Below are 17053 nucleotides of genomic sequence, written 5' to 3' on the forward strand. Positions count from 1 at the left end.
CATTTTAACGGGTCAGTTCACCGCTTAAGCTGAGGGTGTTTTTTTATCATTTAATTTAGAACAAGCACTAATAAACGAAAATCCGGAGGGAAAATATACGGTCTTTTGCCGTGACAGACCATTGAAGCTGAAGAAATCAAAGTGCCGATGACCAACCGTCTAACGGCAATTCAAAAGATGCGCAACCAGTGCTTTTATGTTTATGTAAGAGTATTTTTTAAAAGAGAATTTTGATATTGGTGGAAAAGTATGATATTTTTAACGTTATGAAAAAATTAACCTACCCACTCATCATCGGACTATTCATTTTAATAAGCGGCTGTTCTAAAGCTGAGACTTCAGCAAAATCAGCACCAAGCGACAGCTACCATCCTTTCATGATTGCCCACAGGGGAGCTTCGGCATTAGAACCGGAACATACGCTGTTATCCTATGAACGTGCAATCAAAGATAAAGCGGATTACATTGAGATCGATCTTAGGCAAACGAAAGACGGCAAGCTTGTTGCCATACATGATAAGGATGTTGCCAGAACGACAAACGGAAAGGGAAAAGTTCAGGATTTAAAGCTGTCAGAGCTGAAAAAGCTTAATGCCGGAAAGGGGCAGAAAATGCTGACGATCGAAGAAATCATCAAGACATTCGGGAAGTCAGCAAATTATTATATTGAAACGAGAGAAGACGAAAACGGGCACTTGGTCATGGAGAAACAGCTTGTTGATATTCTGGAGAAATATGACTTGATATCTGGAAACAAAGCTGTTGTGGAATCCTTTAGCGAAAAAAGCTTGCGGAAAATCCGATCAATCAATAAAGACATTCCGCTCGCCCGTCTCCTTCGCGATGACGAAGTCAGCCGTTTAACGCCTGATTCGTTAAGAAAAATGAAAACGTACGCTTTCGCAGTCGGACCGAATGCCAAATTGGTCAACGAATCCGTTGTCAACACGATTCATAAGGAAAACCTGCAGATTCATGTGTTTTTTGATGCGGAGAATGAGAACAGCTTAACAAAGAAAATGCTTCAATTAAAAGTCGATGGTTTGTTTACCAATAATCCAGCTTACACTCGAAAACAATTAGACTCGTCTATGTAGACGGGTCTTTATTTTGCCTCGTTCCTGAGGAGGTGGACAGGAGGAATGCAAGATGCCGCAAACGCCGGAATTCGAGGTTATTCAAAAAGAGATGACAGAGCTGAAAGCCGATCACAAAACGCTCGAACAGCGCGTGACCACGCTGGAAAGGTCGTCTGACCGCCACGATCAGCAGATTATCTCGATGAACGAAAAGCTCAACAAGATTGAAGAAAATACAACATGGATTAAGCGCAGCATTACAGGCGCGATTATTACGGCGGTCAGCACCGGCATCATCAGCGGGGCCATTGCCGTTTTTTATAACCTGTTGCAGAAATAGGAGGAAAACGAAATATGAAAAACTTTGACAAAGGCACAGTGGTTCGCACGGTGCTTCTTTTGATTGCATTGGTAAACCAGACGTTGATCATGTTCGGTAAAACGGTATTGCCGATCAGCGAGGACCAGGTCAACACATTGGCAGATGCTTTATATTTAGCAGGTTCCACGGTGTTTACAATCGCTACGTCTCTTGTCGCCTGGTATAAAAACAACTATGTCACTGACAAAGGAAAGCTGCAAAAAGAGGTGCTGCAGCAAAAAGGGTTGACGAAATGAGGCTGCCTGTTGGGCGGCCTTTTTCATTTAGGAGTGGTTTAATTGGTTAAGGTTGTGAAAAACTTTCTGAATGTCAATCAGTACACCCGGCCCGGGCTGAAATTGCCGGGCGTGAAAGGCATCGTCATGCATTGGACGGCGACACCCGGGGCATCGGCGCTAGATGAGCGGAATTACTTCAATGGTACTTGCATTGCCGCAGAACGCTACGCCTCGGCTCATTATTTCGTCGACCGAAACGAAGTGCAGCAGATCATTCCGGAAAATGAAGTCGCTTACCATGCGCATGACGGAAACCGCTGCTATGCGACCTTCTTAAAGCCGAATGCCAACACGACGGCAATCGGCGTCGAAATGTGTGTCGAAAAAAACGGAAAAATTCATGGCGACACCGTTCAGAATGCTGCTGAACTGGTCGCGGATTTGTGCAAGCGCTACGGGCTTTCGACTGACAGCATCGTCCGCCACTATGATGTGACGAACAAAAACTGTCCGGCTCCGTGGGTAAGCGACTCAAGCCAGCTTACGGCATTCAGAAAAAAAGTCGAGAGCCTCCTGGGGAATCAAATAGCAGCGAAAATAACGGCGGCAACGAGCCAGTCAAGTAAATCGACAGGGACGATTCTGAATAAAGGCAAGACGTCTTACACGCTGCCGTCCGGTATCTATAAAGTCCAAAGCCCGCTCATGAAAGGAACGGCCGTCCGAGAGATCCAAGAGGCGCTCGCGGCTCTTTATTTTTATCCGGACAAAGGAGCGGAAAACAACGGAATCGACGGTGATTACGGGCCGAAAACAGCCGATGCGGTGAAACGTTTTCAATTGATGAATGGACTGTCTGCTGACGGTATTTACGGACCGAAGACAAAGAAGAAAATTGAATTATTGTTGAAATAAACTCCACTGCTCCTGGAAGAATTCCAGGAGTTTTTCCATAAATAAACGTGACAAAACATCCATCTTAAAGTAATCGCCGGCATCCATTTTTGTACCGTTTTTCGCCTTCAGCCGTCTTTATAATTAGTTTTTTTCCAGTGAGTACGCAGCTTTAAATAAAGAAAATGCAACTGAACAGAAAATAAAGAGTAAAACCAACTTGCTGAAAACAGAAGCATGGTGCTGGTCACTCCCGCATCAATATTCTGCTAATCTCTCAATTTTACCAAATCAGTTCATATTAGAAGGGGTGATTTATTTATGTATATAAAGGGCAAGCCTGGTTTTTTATTTTAGAATTTTCAAAAAACAACTACCACACTACCATACATGTATGGTAGCATATGGGGGAAGGGAGGTGCATCATGAATATCACTCAATCAAGCATTCGATCTGCAAGGGATCAGGTTTATTATTGGCTTAAGGAAGATATTATGAAGTTTCGGCTGATTCCGGGGACGCACATTTCGGAAAAAGAAATTTCTGAGAAGTACGAAGTCAGCAGAACGCCGGTCAGGGAGGCTTTTCTTCAGCTTTCAAAAGAGGGGCTGCTTGAAATCTATCCCCAAAAAGGAACGCGAGTATCGTTAATTGACCTCGATCTTGTGGAGGAAGCGAGATTTATGAGGGAAAACCTTGAAAAGGCGGTTGCCGAATTAGCGTGCCGGCATTTCCCGGAGCAAACGATGATCGAGCTTGAGCAAAATGTAAAGATGCAGGAGATGTCGATCGATCAGAAAAATTACGAGAGCCTGTTTGATTTGGATGAAGCATTTCACAGCATGATTTTTGAAGGATGCCGCAAAGCGAATATTTGGTCAGCGATACAGCAAATGAACGTTCCGTTTCGGAGAATCCGGTTTTTAAGACTTGCTGCAGATTTTAACTGGGACACGATTTATGAGCAGCACGCAGCTCTCATCGAAGCGATCAAAGCGCATCAGCCGTCAGAAGCCCGCCGAATTGCCGAAGAGCATTTAAAGCTTGTTATTGTGGATAAGGAGATGCTGATCGAAGAATTTCCCGGTTATTTCAAAAAGTAAAGGAGTGATCAGCGTGAGAGCCGCGGTCATGACAAAGCCTTTTTCGATTGTGTTTCAAGATGTTCCCCGACCTGAACCGGCTGATCATGAAGTCCTGGTCAAAGTGAAGGCCGCCGGTATTTGCGGGAGCGATGTGCATTTTTACGATGGTTCGAATCCTTACGGACGGTATCCGCAAATCTTCGGACACGAGCTGTCAGGCGTCATTGAAAAAACGGGAGCGGCCGTGACGCAGCGGTCGCCGGGGGAGCGGGTTGCAATCGAGCCGGCCATTCCATGCGGCAGCTGCTATCCTTGCCGAAATGGAAGGACGAATGCCTGTGTCAACATCGATATGATCGGCTCGGTGCGAAAAGGAGGGTTCGCGGATTTTATCGCTGTCCCTGAAACCCATGTTCATCCGATTCCAGACGATATGGCTTTTGCAACAGGCGCCTTGTGCGAGCCGTTTGCCATCGGGGCGCAGGCGATCGAGCGGGCAGACGTTCAAGACGGAGAGGCCGTTGTCATCTTGGGAATGGGGCCGATCGGGTTAACGATATTGGCTCAGATCAAGAAACGGTTTCAGGTGGCTGTGATCGCCGTCGATCCCGTGCGTGAAAGGCTGAAGCTTGCTGAAGCATTCGGCGCTGACGCCGTCATTCAGCCGGCTGAAGTAAATGCGGAAGAAGCAATTTCGAAACTGACGAATGGAGAAGGAGCCGGAATCGTCATCGAAGCGGCTGGAGTTCCTGCGACAATCGAACAGTCGATCCGGTTGGCGGCAGCAGGAGGAAAAATTGTGATCGTCGGCTTAACAGGGGAATATGTCACGATTCCGGGGCTCCTTTTGACGAAGAAAGATATCGACATACATGGTACAAGGCACAGCATCGGTCAATTTCCGGAGGTCATTCGGTTTTTGCACGAGAATTCAAATATCGCTGAATCTTTCATTACCGAAGTCATGCCATTTACAGAAATCGAAGCGGCGCTGCAAAAAGCGAAAAACTGCCCGGATCAGGTGACAAAAATGATACTATCCTATTGAACTGGGGGATCTGTGATGAAAATGGTTTTCAGATGGTATGGAGAAGGCAATGATACCGTTACTCTCGAGCACATCAGGCAAATTCCCGGTGTTGAAGGAATCGTATGGGCGCTTCATCATCTGCCTGCAGGCGAAGAATGGCCGCTGGAAGACATCATGGAGGTCAAGCGGATTTGCGAAAAGCACGGGTTTCACATTGACGTTGTTGAAAGCGTTAACATTCATGAGGATATAAAACTTGGACTGCCATCAAGAGACCTTTACATTGAAAGATACAAACGTACAATTGAAAACCTGGCCGAGGCGGGCGTGAAAGTGATCTGCTATAATTTTATGCCCGTATTTGACTGGCTTCGCACCGATTTGTACAAAGAAGCGGAAGACGGTTCGACCGCTTTGTTTTACGAACACGCAAAAGTCGATCAAATCGACCCTTTTGAACTCGTTGATAAAATCGCAAACAATGTTGAATTTACGATGCCGGGCTGGGAGCCTGAGCGCCTTGAGCATCTGACAAAGCTTTTTGAAGCATATCAAAACGTAACAGAAGACGATTTGTGGAATCATCTTCACTATTTCTTGGAGCAAATCATACCTGCCGCCGCACGTTGCGGGATCAAAATGGCGATTCATCCTGATGATCCGCCGTGGCCGATTTTCGGGCTTCCGCGAATCATCACCTCTGAAGAAAGCATCGGCCGGGTGCTCAGGCTTGTGGATCATCCAAGCAACGGCGTCACCCTCTGCAGCGGCTCCTTAGGCGCCAATCCGAAAAACGACATTATCCAAATCATCAAAGCGTATCCCGACCGGATTCCGTTTGCACATATCCGCAATGTGAAAGTTTATGATAATCAAGATTTTATCGAAACGTCGCACAGGACGAAGGACGGCTCTGTTGATATTTGCGGGATCGTCAAAGCCTATCATGAAACCGGCTTTTCCGGATATGTACGTCCGGATCACGGCCGTCACATCTGGAATGAAGCATGCAGGCCGGGGTACGGGCTGTATGACAGGGCGCTTGGAATCATGTATTTATGGGGCGTTTGGGATTCGTTAGAAATAGAGAAACGGGGGGCTTCACAATGCTTGAAATCCATCAACAGTTAAAGGGGAAAACGGCGGTTATTACCGGCGGGAGCGGCGTGCTTTGCAGCGCAATGGCGCGGGAGCTCGGCCGCCAGGGCATGAAGGTGGCCATATTGAACCGGAATGCTGAAAACGGGAAGCTTGTCGCCGCAGACATTCAGAAAGCCGGAGGCGAGGCGATCGCGGTCGAATGCGATGTCCTCGATCAAAAAAGCGTCGAACGGGCGGAGCATCTTGCAGCACAACGTTTTGGCGGCTGCGACCTCTTGATCAACGGAGCCGGAGGCAACCATCCAAACGGCACGACATCGAATGAAACCCTGCATCCCGACCACCTCTTGAATGAAAAAATCACAACGCTTTTTGACCTGCACACAGCCGATGTTCGTTCTGTTTTCAATTTGAACTTTCTCGGATCTTTCATTCCAACCCAGATATTTACGAAGAAGATGCTGAACAGAAAAGGGGCATCAGTCATCAATATATCCTCAATGAGCGCACAAGTCCCGATGACGAAAGTTCCTGCATACAGCGCCGCAAAAGCCGGCATCGAAAATTTTACGAAATGGCTTGCCGTCTACTTGGCTGAAACGGGCATCCGCGTCAACGCGATTGCACCGGGCTTTTTTTTGACAAAGCAAAACGAGCGGCTCCTTCTCGACCAAAACGGCGGATTGACGAAAAGAGCGGAAACCATCATTTCGCATACTCCGATGAAACGATTTGGCCGGCCCGAGGATTTATTGGGAACGTTGCTGTGGCTGGCGGATGAGGAAATGTCGGGCTTTGTCACCGGCATTACGGTACCTGTGGACGGCGGGTTTATGGCCTACTCGGGCGTATAGGAGGGGGGAACCGATGAAGCGAATCGTGTGTGAGGAGCCTTATCGCTTCAACATAACTGAAATAAAAAAGCCTGAGCCAAAGCCGGGAGAAGCGCTCGTCACCATCAAGCGAATCGGGGTTTGCGGCACTGATTTTCACGCCTATTGCGGAAAACAGCCGTTCTTTTCGTATCCAAGGGTGCTCGGTCATGAGCTGGCGGGCGAAATCGCCGAGATCCGCGACTCCCGTGGGTTGTTGAAGCCCGGCGATCCGGTGACAGTCATTCCTTATTTGGAATGCGGCAATTGCGCCGCTTGCCGCAGCGGCCGCCCCAATTGCTGCATGAACCTTAACGTGCTCGGCGTCCACATTGACGGGGGAATGCAGGAGTATTTGGCAGTCCCGGCAGACCATTTGCTGAAAACGGAGAATCTGACACACAGTGAAGCGGCTGTCGTCGAGTGTTTAAGCATCGGCGCCCACGCCGCAGAACGGGCGGATATTCGAAAAGGGGAGACGGTGCTGGTAATTGGAGCGGGGCCGATCGGCCTCGGTGTGATGAAATTTTCCAAATTGAAGGGGGCGAACGTGATTGCGATGGATCTGCGGGAAGACCGCCTGGCATTCAGCCGGATGTGGGCGGGAGCCGATGAAACCGTCGTTGCGGGTGAAAACGCGGCCGCAGAAATCAAGCGGTTGACAGCCGGCGATTTTCCCCAGGCGGTTTTGACGCGACAGGCCATGCCGCTTCCATGAACGAGGCTTACAAGTACGCCGCTTACGGGGGCCGCCTTGTCTATGTCGGGCTTGTCAATGATCGCCTGTCGATTCCGGACCCCGAGTTCCATAAAAGGGAGCTTGCGATTTTGTCCAGCCGCAATGCTTTGCGTAGCGATTTTGCGGCGGTTATTCGTGCCATTGAAAACGGTGCGGTTGACACAGGACGGTTTATTACAGGACACCTTCCATTCAGCGAAGTTGCCGGCGGCTTTGAATCAGCGTTTGCACCGGAGGAAAATCCTGTGAAGGTGATAATCAATCTGGCGGATTAACGTTTCATAAAAAAAGCGGAAAGAGGGGTTGCCCATGTTCTCAAACGGCAGGGGTTTTGTGCTTGTGATGCTCTTTTTGGCCGGGGTGATTAATTATTTGGATCGTTCGGCGCTGTCTGTCGCCGCCCCGTTCATTCAGGAAGACCTGCATATCAGTCCCGCCCAGATGGGGATGTTATTCAGCAGCTTTTTCATCGGATATGCGATCTTTAACTTTATCGGGGGATGGGCTTCTGACAAATACGGGGCAAAGCATACGTTGTCGGCAGCAATGGTTGTCTGGTCGGTGTTCAGCGGGGCCATTGCGCTTACGTACAACTTTGTGTCGCTCTTTATCATCCGCGTCATCTTCGGTATGGGAGAAGGTCCTCTTTCAGCAGCCACGAGCAAGGCGGTCAACGATTGGTTCCCGAAAAAAGAGAGGGCGAGGGCGCTCGGCATGGCCATGTGCGGAACGCCGCTCGGAGGGGCGGTGTCAGGGCCGATCGTCGGGCTGATTGCGGTCCGTTGGGGCTGGAAAGCTTCATTTGTGCTGATTATGCTGATCGGCCTCGTTTGGACATGGTTTTGGATAAAGTTCATAAAAGACAGACCGGACACATCCCAAAGTGCAGCCGCTGAGAAAGAGAAGAATTTGCAAAAGGGTGCAGGCATTCCGTTGTCCTTTTACTTAAAACAGCCGACCGTTCTTTTTACCGCGTTTGCTTTTTTCTCGTATAATTACATTCTGTTTTTTTTCTTAACATGGTTTCCGAGCTATTTGACGACAGCCCGCGGGCTGAGCATCCACGATATGAGCATTGCGACTATCATTCCGTGGGTTGTCGGATTTATCGGTCTTGCATTGGGCGGATTTATTTCGGATTATATTTTCAGCATTACGGGCAAGCAAATGTTTTCTAGAAAAGCGGTTCTTGTCGTTTGCCTTTTGGTCGCGGCTGTATGTATAGGGTTTGCCGGGGTGGTGACGACGGCGGCAGGAGCGGTTGCATTAGTCGCGTTATCGGTTTTCTTTTTGTATGTGACCGGGATTACCTACTGGGCGATCATTCAGGACATCGTTCATCCCGACCGTGTCGGAGGAGTTGGCGGATTCATGCATTTTCTCGCCAATACGTCAGGGATTATCGGTCCGACAGTCACGGGATTCATCGTAGAATACACTGGGGCTTTTACAAGCGCATTTTTGCTGGCCGGGGGTCTCGCGGTGGCAGGATCGCTTTCTGTCGCCTTCTTTGTAAAACCGATCAAGGCTGATCAGTTGCCGCAATCGCTCCTATCAGAAGAACACTTTTTATCATAGCAATTATTTTGAAAGCGCTGACAACAAAGGGGATCCCAACTTGGTTTGCTGTTATGCCAAGCTGGGGCTTTTAGGGTCAGCTCTTCTTCTTTTTCCCTCTGTTTAACGCCTTGATCACCTTCTCGCTTCTTTTCCTGAGGAGGGCCGTATAGTCTGAGAGGCCAAATTTTGCAAAATCAACATGTTTCACATGCTTCTTTATTTTTTTCACATCATCACCCGATTGCAGTCATTTTGGTTTATTGTATGTAAGATCGGGGAAAACGGAATAAGGACGGGAGAAATTTCCCGTCCTCTCTTATCAGGCATTTTTTCGTTTATACTCATCGATCAGCCGGGCATTTTGCCTGAAAATCCGTTCGGTGTGTGGGCTGACCTCATATTTGGCGATGTGGGTTTTTGATTGTTTTTTGAATACTTTACATGTGCCGCGCCCCGTTGAACGGTCTTTGTCTTGCTGAAAAACCGGTTCCATCATTCGTCACCTTCCTCTTCGTTTGGTAGCAGAAGATCATAGATGCTGGTTAAAGAAGTAAACAGCAGATAATCAAATTCAGTGACAAGGTCCTCGGATGTCAGTTTCATCACATAGTCGTATTCATGGATCGAAAATGGAATCAGGACCATTTTTCCGTTTTCTTCGTAATACACGTCTTTCCGGTCCAGCTTTTCCTGAACAGCGAAACGGTTTTCCATATGTTCGAGCAAATGATCTTTGCTCTCGTTCGAATTATATTCGCATAGTGCGGCGGATATATTCATTTTTTCGGCAAACCGTTTGATGAGTTTTTCAATGCCTTCAGCGTAAGCTTCTATATCTCCATAGTAGATGTGGATCGGTTCGTTTTTCAATAGGTATTGGTACGTTTTGAGCCTGTTTTGATACGTGTGAAGCAGGTCGTTGTTTTCTTCAAGAAGTTCTCTTGTGTCTGTGGCCAATTCGTTCGTGCCGAGCTTTTTGAAGTAGGCGTTTAAGAAAATAAACGCATCGGTCAGCGTGAAAAAGACGGCGACGATTAAGTAATGGAGCCAATTGCTGAAAATGGATTGGGGATCGTACGTCCAGTAAAGCGCGGCGCCGATCACATAAAGGAGATACCACGTTTTCCGGATCGCGATCGTTTTTTCTTTCATCTTTTTTTCAAAACGCCAGACGGCAAAAACGTACAAGGCTAAGGCGAGGACGATCACCCAGACTGAAAACTGATAAAAAAGCAGCATAGCTTGTTCCCTCTTCCCGAGAAAAAAGTGCAATACTGCTTCTATACATATGACGGAAATCTCTTAAACATGAAACCTCCCGCTAAAGGTATTCTTTAGCGGGAGGTTCAAGTTGACTAAAAAAACAAATCCAGTATAAAGTATGCAAACGCGCCGAGGGTTCCTGCAATCGGAAGGGTAATCACCCATGTGACGACCATTCGTTTGGCCGTGCCCCAGTTAACGCCTTTCACCCTGTGGGCGGAGCCGACTCCGAGAATCGATGAAGAAATAACGTGAGTCGTGCTGACAGGCAAGTGAATGATCGTGGCCCCAAAGATGATCGCAGCGCCCGTTAAGTCTGCGGAAACACCGTTGACAGGGCGGAGCTTCATGATTTTGCCGCCGACGGTTTTAATGATTTTCCAGCCGCCGACAGATGTTCCAAGCCCCATGGCCAAGGCGCATGCGAATTGCACCCAAAAAGGGACTTCGTGCGTGGTGTGCATGCCGCCGGCAATCAATGCCATCGTAATGATCCCCATTGATTTTTGGGCGTCGTTCGTTCCGTGTGTGTAGGATTGCAGCGCCGCTGTTGCGATTTGCACCCGGCGGAACTGCTTGTTCGTTTTGGCAAGGTTGCTGTTTTTAAATATGAGCTTGACGATGGTGTAGATGATATATCCTACAACAAAGGCAAGAACCGGTGATAAAATAAGTGCTTCGATAATTTTAATAAATCCGCTGTATTTAATCGCGCCGAATCCTGCTGATGCGATGACAGCCCCGGCAATCGCCCCGATAATCGCGTGGGATGAGCTGCTCGGGATGCCGAAGTACCACGTCACGAGATTCCATGTAATTCCGGCGATCAGAGCGGCGAGAATCACCAGTGATCCGTTGTGCAGTTTAAAAGGATCAGCGATATCGCTCGTAATCGTTTTCGCGACGCCCGTAAACGTCATGGCGCCCACGAAGTTCATCACAGCTGCCATGATAATGGCATGCCTTGGCTTTAAAGCTTTTGTCGAAACCGAGGTGGCGATCGCATTTGCAGTATCGTGGAACCCGTTGATAAAGTCAAATGCCAAAGCAAAGATGACAATCAGTATGGTTAATACAAATAATAGATCCATTATAATCCCTCGTTACGCATTTTTCATTATGATGGTTTCTAGATTGTTTGCTACACTTTGGCACGAATCCGCGATTTCTTCAAGCGTTTCATAAATTTCCCGATATTGAATGACTTTAATCGGATCTGTTTCCGTACCGAAAAGATTTTTTAATGATTTGCGGTGGAGATTATCGCAGTTGTGTTCGTATTCTTTAATTTTGATGGCATGCGGCTGAATTTCTTTGAGGCGGTTGTCAGCCATCAATTCGATCGTGATCAGGATTTCTTTTGCACATTCTCTGATATAGCCGCTGAATTTATCGATGTGTTCATCAGAAGACGTAATCGAAAAGATTTCCATCATCGCGGAGAAATGTTCGATACCGTCGAGCACATCGTCAAGGCTGTTCGTCAGCTGAAGGATGTCTTCGCGCTCAATAGGCGTGATAAAAGCCTTATTCAGTTCCTTAATCATCGTATGTACATAGTTATCACCTTTTGTCTCATACTCTTTTAAGGTATCCGCGAATTCTTTAAGGGTCGTTTGATTCGTCACTTTATAGTTAACAAAGTACTCGGCAGTTTCGTCTAAATTTTTTGCAATTTCCGTCAAAAGCACAGAAAACTTGTCTTTTTTTCTTTTTAACATTTGTAACCCTCCAATGTTTAAATGAGACAATGCACACATCAAAATATTATATAACTTTTTGTCGAAAAAAAACAGGTGCAGTCGAAAAAAACAATCAATTTTCAAGTGTGTCTATTTTTTGACAAATACGATGTGTTTCGTTATGAACTAGTCTGTTTGTCCTTTTATTTGATTATGCCTAAAGAATGATGATAAAAAAACCGGGAAATTAGATTCAAAAAATATTGAAAATTGTGATTTTTCTTTATTTTAAGCTCGATTTCTTTTATAGTGGTAACAAACTGGAAAGGGAGTGAGCTGATGAGACGTTTTGCTTTAATTGTTTTTGTCTTTTGCTTAACGGTTGGTTGCTTTTTCAGTCCAGTTTCAAAAGCAGAAGGTGTAAGAGATGAAGGGGAAAAAGTTGCCGTCGGAACAGACGGAATGGTCGCGACGGCCCATCCGCTGGCGTCAAAAATCGGTGCCGATGTTTTGAAAAAAGGCGGAAATGCGATTGATGCGGCGATTGCGATTCAATATGCCCTAAACGTCACAGAGCCGATGATGTCGGGACTCGGAGGCGGCGGTTTTATGATGGTATACGACGGCAAAACGAAGGAAACCTCGATCATCAACAGCCGTGAGCGGGCTCCCGCTGGCGCTACTCCGGATATGTTTTTGGACGAAGACGGAAAAGTCATCCCTTTTTCACAAAGGTCGACGCACGGAAATGCAGTCGGTGTGCCGGGTACGCTGAAGGGGCTTGAAGCGGCGCATAAAAAGTGGGGCACAAAAAAGATGAAGGACCTCATCAATCCTTCGATCAAGCTTGCCGAAGACGGGTTTCCAATCGATTCGGTACTGGCTGACGCGATTGATGAATATCAGGACAAGCTGAGCAAAACGGCAGCGAAAGAAATTTTTCTTCCTGACGGAAAACCGCTGAAAGAGGGAGACATTCTCGTTCAAAAAGATTTGGCGAAAACGTTTACGTTGATTAAAAAAGAAGGGTCAAAAGCGTTTTATCAAGGAAAGATCGGCGAAGCGCTCGCAGGGGTCGTTCAGGATTTCGGGGGTTCGATGACGCCGGACGATCTGTCGCGCTATGAGGTGACGACCGACAAGCCGATCTGGGGAGAATATCACGGCTATGATATTGCGAGCATGCCTCCTCCGAGCTCAGGCGGAGTTTTCATGCTGCAAATGCTGAAGCTGATCGACGATTTTCATGTGTCCCAGTACGATCCGAAGTCATTCGAAAAATATCATCTGCTGGCTGAAACGATGCACCTGTCATATGCCGACAGAGCGGCATACGCCGGAGATCCCGAGTTTGTCAATGTGCCACTGAAAGGGCTTTTGAATGACGATTATATTAAGGAGCGGCAGAAGCTGATCAGCCTCGACTCGGTAAACCGTGACGCGAAAGAGGGCGATCCGTGGAAATACGAATCAGGCGAGCCGAACTATTCGATCGTGAAGCAGCCTGACGATAAAACGATCGGGGAAACGACACACTTTACCGTAACAGATCAATGGGGCAATGTCGTCTCTTATACGACGACGATTGAACAGCTCTTCGGAACGGGGATTATGGTACCGGGATACGGATTGTTCTTAAACAACGAGCTGACGGACTTTGATGCGGTTCCGGGCGGAGCCAATGAAGTGCAGCCGAATAAACGGCCGCTTTCCAGCATGACGCCGACGATTGTGTTTAAAGACGACAAGCCTGTGCTTACCGTCGGTTCGCCTGGCGGAACGACGATCATCGCCTCGGTATTCCAGACGATCCTCAATTATTTTGAATACGGGATGAGCCTCGAGGATGCGATTGAAGAACCCCGAATTTACACGAACAGTCTCTCTTCATACCGCTATGAAGAAGGGATGCCTGAGGATGTCAGGCTGAAGCTCAATGCGTTCGGCCATGAGTTTGGGAAGAGTCCCGTAGACATCGGGAACGTGCAGAGCATTTTCATTGACCGGGAGCACAAATCCTTCCTGGGTGTCGCCGATTCGAGCCGAAACGGGACAGCGGTCGGCGTCAATATTAAAAAGTCTGCAAAAGCTAAAAAATAGGATGTCAGAAGGTTTGATCCGGTTCATCCGCGGGTCAAACCTTTTTGATTTTGAAAGATTTCTCCCAAAACATAGTTGACTTGTAGGAATACTTTGAATATGATGAATATAAATTTGAGCTAAAAGATGCCGATCGGACAGCCGAAGGCCCTTGACGTGTTTTCATGTCAGGGGCTTTTTTTATTGATCGGGAACGCTAAAGGGGGGAGCCGGGGTTCGCATTTCGGAAAAGAAGAGTAGCGAAAACGCCTATATCAACATATAAAAATAACATTTAAAGGAGGGCAATTTATGAAACTGTTCAATATTTCTATACTGTTCATCGTTTTTACACTGATCGGAGCGGGCTGCTCAAGTGAAAATACCCAGTCTTCCGATTCGGGTTCTGTCGAGCTTTTGAATGTTTCGTATGATCCGACGAGGGAGCTTTATCAGGAATATAATCAGGCCTTTAAAGAGTATTGGAAAGAAAAGAGCGGCCAAGACGTGACCATCAAGCAGTCACACGGGGGATCGGGCAAACAGGGGCGCTCGATTATCGACGGATTGGAAGCCGATGTGGCCACGTTGGCTCTCGCTTATGACATTGACAGCATCGCGGACAAAGGACTTCTGTCAAAAAATTGGCAAAAAGAGCTTCCCGACAACTCAACCCCTTATACATCAACGATTGTTTTTCTTGTGAAAAAAGGCAATCCAAAACAGATTAAAGACTGGGATGATCTGGTCAAGGACGGTGTATCAGTCATCACCCCGAATCCGAAAACATCGGGGGGCGCGAGGTGGAACTACCTCGCCGCATGGGCATATGCTGATAAGGTCTACAGCGGAGACGAGAAAAAAATAGAGTCGTATATGAAAGAGTTGTACGGCCATGTCGAGGTGTTGGATTCGGGAGCCCGCGGAGCGACGACGACATTTGTTGAAAGGGGTTTGGGCGATGTGCTGATCGCCTGGGAAAATGAGGCCTATCTCACGTTGCATGAGCTTGGAAAAGATAAGTTTGAGATCGTCTACCCTTCGATCAGCATATTGGCGGAGCCGCCAGTTGCGGTTGTTGATAAGGTTGCAAAACGGAAAGGGACTGAAAAAGCAGCGAAAGCATACCTGGAATATTTATATTCCGAAAAAGGCCAAGAGATTGCCGCCAAACATTACTACCGGCCGCGGGATAAAAAAGTGCTTCAAAAATATCAAACGCAGTTTCCGCACGTTGAGCTGGTCAACGTAAATGACGGCTTTGGCGGGTGGAAAAAAGCCCAGGAAACGCATTTTAACGACGGAGGTTTGTTTGATCAATTGTATCAAAAGTAACGCAAGCTGGAGGTGTTCACAATCAAAACAGCAGGTGCACCAATGACAAGAAGAAAAAACATATTTCCCGGTTTTGGAATCAGCTTGGGCATTACGATGGCCTATCTTGGCATCATCGTCCTGATTCCGTTAACGATGGTATTTATGAAAACAGCCTCAATGGGATTTCTCGATTTTTGGCAGGCGGTCGCCGAACCGAGAGTTCTCGCCTCGATCCGGCTTACGGTTTTGACAGCTTTGGCGGCCGCCCTTGTCAATGCCGTATTCGGCCTGTTAATCGCCTGGGTGCTGACCCGCTATACCTTTCCCGGAAAAAAGCTGCTTGACGGGCTTGTCGACCTTCCGTTTGCACTGCCGACCGCGGTCGCGGGGATTGCGCTCACATCGCTCTACTCGCCAAACGGATGGATCGGACAATTTTTGCACATGAAAGTCGCTTTTACGCCGCTTGGCATCATCATCGCCCTGGTGTTTATCGGCCTTCCTTTTATCGTGAGGACGGTGCAGCCGGTGATCGAGAACATCGAGAAAGAAATCGAGGAAGCATCGGCCATTCTCGGGGCGGCTCCGCCGCAGACCTTTTGGAAGGTGATTTTTCCCCAGCTGCTGCCTTCTGTAATCACGGGGTTTTCTCTGGCGTTTGCCAGGTCCCTCGGCGAATATGGCTCAGTCGTTTTTATCGCCGGCAATATTCCGTACAAAACGGAAATTGCGCCGCTGATTATCATGACAAAACTTGAGCAATACGATTACAGCGGGGCAACGGCTGTTGCCTGTGTGATGCTGATGATTTCGTTCTTTTTATTGTTGATGATCAATCTGTTTCAATGGCGTGTATCAAAGCGGTGGGTAAGGAGTTGACAAAATTGAACGCACAGACGCACATGCAAAACGCAAGTCAAACGAGTCCATCTTCAGGTGCGAAAACGATGCGGACGTTCTCGATCGCCATCGTCTATCTGTTTTTATCCGTCTTTTTGCTTATGCCTCTTGCCGCCATTTTTATTAAGGCTTTTGAAAAAGGAGCGGATGTGTATTTCGCATCGATTTCAGATCCGGGCGCTTTGGCGGCCATCAGGTTGACGCTGCTTGTGCTGGCGATAACGGTGCCGCTTTCTGCCGTATTCGGCATCGCAGCCGCCTGGCTTGTCACAAAATACGACTTTAAAGGGAAAAACATTCTTGTCACATTGCTCGATTTGCCTTTTGCGGTGTCGCCCGTGATCGCCGGCCTTGTTTTCGTTCTTCTGTTTGGCACAACAGGGCTGTTCGGTCCGTGGCTGATGGACCACGGTATCAAAATTGTCTATGCCCTGCCTGGAATCGTGTTGGCGACATTGTTCGTGACGCTTCCGTTTGTCGCGCGCGAACTGATCCCTTTCATGCAAAGCCAGGGATCGGCTGAGGAGGAGGCATCGCTGACCCTCGGGGCGGGGGGCTGGAAAACCTTTTGGTATATCACATTGCCGAACATCAAATGGGCCCTCTTATACGGCGTGATTTTATGCGGGGCGAGAGCGATCGGCGAATTTGGCGCCGTCTCCGTTGTTTCCGGTCATATTAGAGGCGAGACGAATACCATGCCTCTGCACATCGAAATTTTATATAACGAATACCAATTTTCAGCCGCGTTTGCCGTCGCTTCACTAATGTCCATCCTGGCATTAATTACGCTGGTGCTGAAGAACATACTCGAAAAAAAGACAAAAACGGCAGGAAAAGGAGCTTAGGTAA

General features: G+C 47.7%; 17 protein-coding genes and 1 pseudogene. 14 read left to right on the forward strand and 4 right to left on the reverse strand.

The genetic code is table 11. The annotated features are described in order from the left end of the window. Positions 1 to 266: 266 nt before the first annotated feature. From AB447_RS18430 to AB447_RS18475, 10 genes and pseudogenes are all read left to right on the forward strand, one after another. On the forward strand, positions 267 to 1097 hold the full coding sequence (locus tag AB447_RS18430) for a glycerophosphodiester phosphodiesterase family protein (protein WP_048356566.1): 831 nt from the start codon (positions 267 to 269) through the stop codon (positions 1095 to 1097). 52 nt (positions 1098 to 1149) lie between these two features. Next, the gene (locus AB447_RS18435; protein ID WP_048356565.1) at positions 1150 to 1419 is read left to right on the forward strand and encodes a hemolysin XhlA family protein; all 270 of its coding nucleotides are present in this window, start codon (positions 1150 to 1152) and stop codon (positions 1417 to 1419) included. 14 nt (positions 1420 to 1433) lie between these two features. Further along, positions 1434 to 1697, forward strand: coding sequence for a phage holin (locus AB447_RS18440; protein WP_048356564.1), 264 nt, complete (start codon positions 1434 to 1436; stop codon positions 1695 to 1697). 42 nt (positions 1698 to 1739) lie between these two features. After that, positions 1740 to 2594: a peptidoglycan recognition protein family protein gene (locus AB447_RS18445; RefSeq protein WP_057957691.1), complete on the forward strand. Its 855-nt coding sequence runs from the start codon at positions 1740 to 1742 to the stop codon at positions 2592 to 2594. 404 nt (positions 2595 to 2998) lie between these two features. After that, complete coding sequence (locus AB447_RS18450) at positions 2999 to 3676, forward strand: GntR family transcriptional regulator (protein WP_048355860.1); 678 nt, start codon at positions 2999 to 3001, stop codon at positions 3674 to 3676. Positions 3677 to 3689: 13 nt separating this feature from the next. Next, complete coding sequence (locus AB447_RS18455; protein WP_048355861.1) at positions 3690 to 4706, forward strand: zinc-binding alcohol dehydrogenase family protein; 1017 nt, start codon at positions 3690 to 3692, stop codon at positions 4704 to 4706. Between the two features lie 15 nt (positions 4707 to 4721). Continuing rightward, positions 4722 to 5819 carry a mannonate dehydratase gene (gene uxuA, locus AB447_RS18460; protein ID WP_048355862.1) on the forward strand — a complete coding sequence of 366 codons (1098 nt, stop codon included), beginning with the start codon at positions 4722 to 4724 and terminating at the stop codon, positions 5817 to 5819. Then, positions 5795 to 6643 (forward strand): SDR family oxidoreductase, encoded by an 849-nt coding sequence (locus tag AB447_RS18465; protein WP_048355863.1) that lies wholly within the window; start codon positions 5795 to 5797, stop codon positions 6641 to 6643. The genes uxuA and AB447_RS18465 overlap by 25 nt, the downstream gene beginning before the upstream one ends. A gap of 13 nt (positions 6644 to 6656) precedes the next feature. Next, positions 6657 to 7675, forward strand: a pseudogene (locus AB447_RS18470) (zinc-binding alcohol dehydrogenase family protein). Positions 7676 to 7709: 34 nt separating this feature from the next. Then, positions 7710 to 8978, forward strand: a complete 1269-nt coding sequence (locus tag AB447_RS18475; protein ID WP_048407087.1) for an MFS transporter — start codon at positions 7710 to 7712, stop codon at positions 8976 to 8978. Between the two features lie 301 nt (positions 8979 to 9279). On the opposite strand, the gene AB447_RS18480 is transcribed toward AB447_RS18475, so the two are convergent. The 4 genes from AB447_RS18480 to AB447_RS18495 all read right to left on the reverse strand — a co-directional run bounded on the left by AB447_RS18480 (position 9280) and on the right by AB447_RS18495 (position 11944). After that, a complete protein-coding gene (locus AB447_RS18480) occupies positions 9280 to 9453 on the reverse strand; it encodes a type II toxin-antitoxin system SpoIISB family antitoxin (protein ID WP_048355877.1) in 174 nt (57 codons plus the stop codon). Continuing rightward, a complete protein-coding gene (locus tag AB447_RS18485; RefSeq protein WP_048355864.1) occupies positions 9453 to 10199 on the reverse strand; it encodes a type II toxin-antitoxin system SpoIISA family toxin in 747 nt (248 codons plus the stop codon). Before AB447_RS18485 ends, AB447_RS18480 begins: the two co-directional genes overlap by 1 nt. A gap of 116 nt (positions 10200 to 10315) precedes the next feature. Then, positions 10316 to 11314, reverse strand: coding sequence for an inorganic phosphate transporter (locus AB447_RS18490; protein WP_048355865.1), 999 nt, complete (start codon positions 11312 to 11314; stop codon positions 10316 to 10318). Between the two features lie 12 nt (positions 11315 to 11326). Then, positions 11327 to 11944 (reverse strand): DUF47 domain-containing protein, encoded by a 618-nt coding sequence (locus AB447_RS18495; RefSeq protein ID WP_006638544.1) that lies wholly within the window; start codon positions 11942 to 11944, stop codon positions 11327 to 11329. Positions 11945 to 12244: 300 nt separating this feature from the next. On the opposite strand from AB447_RS18495, the gene ggt reads away from it, so the two are divergent. From ggt to cysW, 4 genes are all read left to right on the forward strand, one after another. Beyond that, positions 12245 to 14005: a gamma-glutamyltransferase gene (ggt, locus tag AB447_RS18500; RefSeq protein WP_048355866.1), complete on the forward strand. Its 1761-nt coding sequence runs from the start codon at positions 12245 to 12247 to the stop codon at positions 14003 to 14005. A gap of 291 nt (positions 14006 to 14296) precedes the next feature. Further along, a complete protein-coding gene (locus AB447_RS18505; protein ID WP_048407088.1) occupies positions 14297 to 15319 on the forward strand; it encodes a sulfate ABC transporter substrate-binding protein in 1023 nt (340 codons plus the stop codon). A gap of 42 nt (positions 15320 to 15361) precedes the next feature. Next, complete coding sequence (gene cysT / locus AB447_RS18510; RefSeq protein ID WP_048407089.1) at positions 15362 to 16180, forward strand: sulfate ABC transporter permease subunit CysT; 819 nt, start codon at positions 15362 to 15364, stop codon at positions 16178 to 16180. A 68-nt stretch (positions 16181 to 16248) separates the two neighbouring features. Next, positions 16249 to 17049: a sulfate ABC transporter permease subunit CysW gene (gene cysW, locus AB447_RS18515; protein ID WP_231592819.1), complete on the forward strand. Its 801-nt coding sequence runs from the start codon at positions 16249 to 16251 to the stop codon at positions 17047 to 17049. Positions 17050 to 17053 lie beyond the last annotated feature (4 nt).

It is taken from the genome of Bacillus glycinifermentans, assembly GCF_001042475.2.
Lineage (GTDB): Bacteria > Bacillota > Bacilli > Bacillales > Bacillaceae > Bacillus > Bacillus glycinifermentans.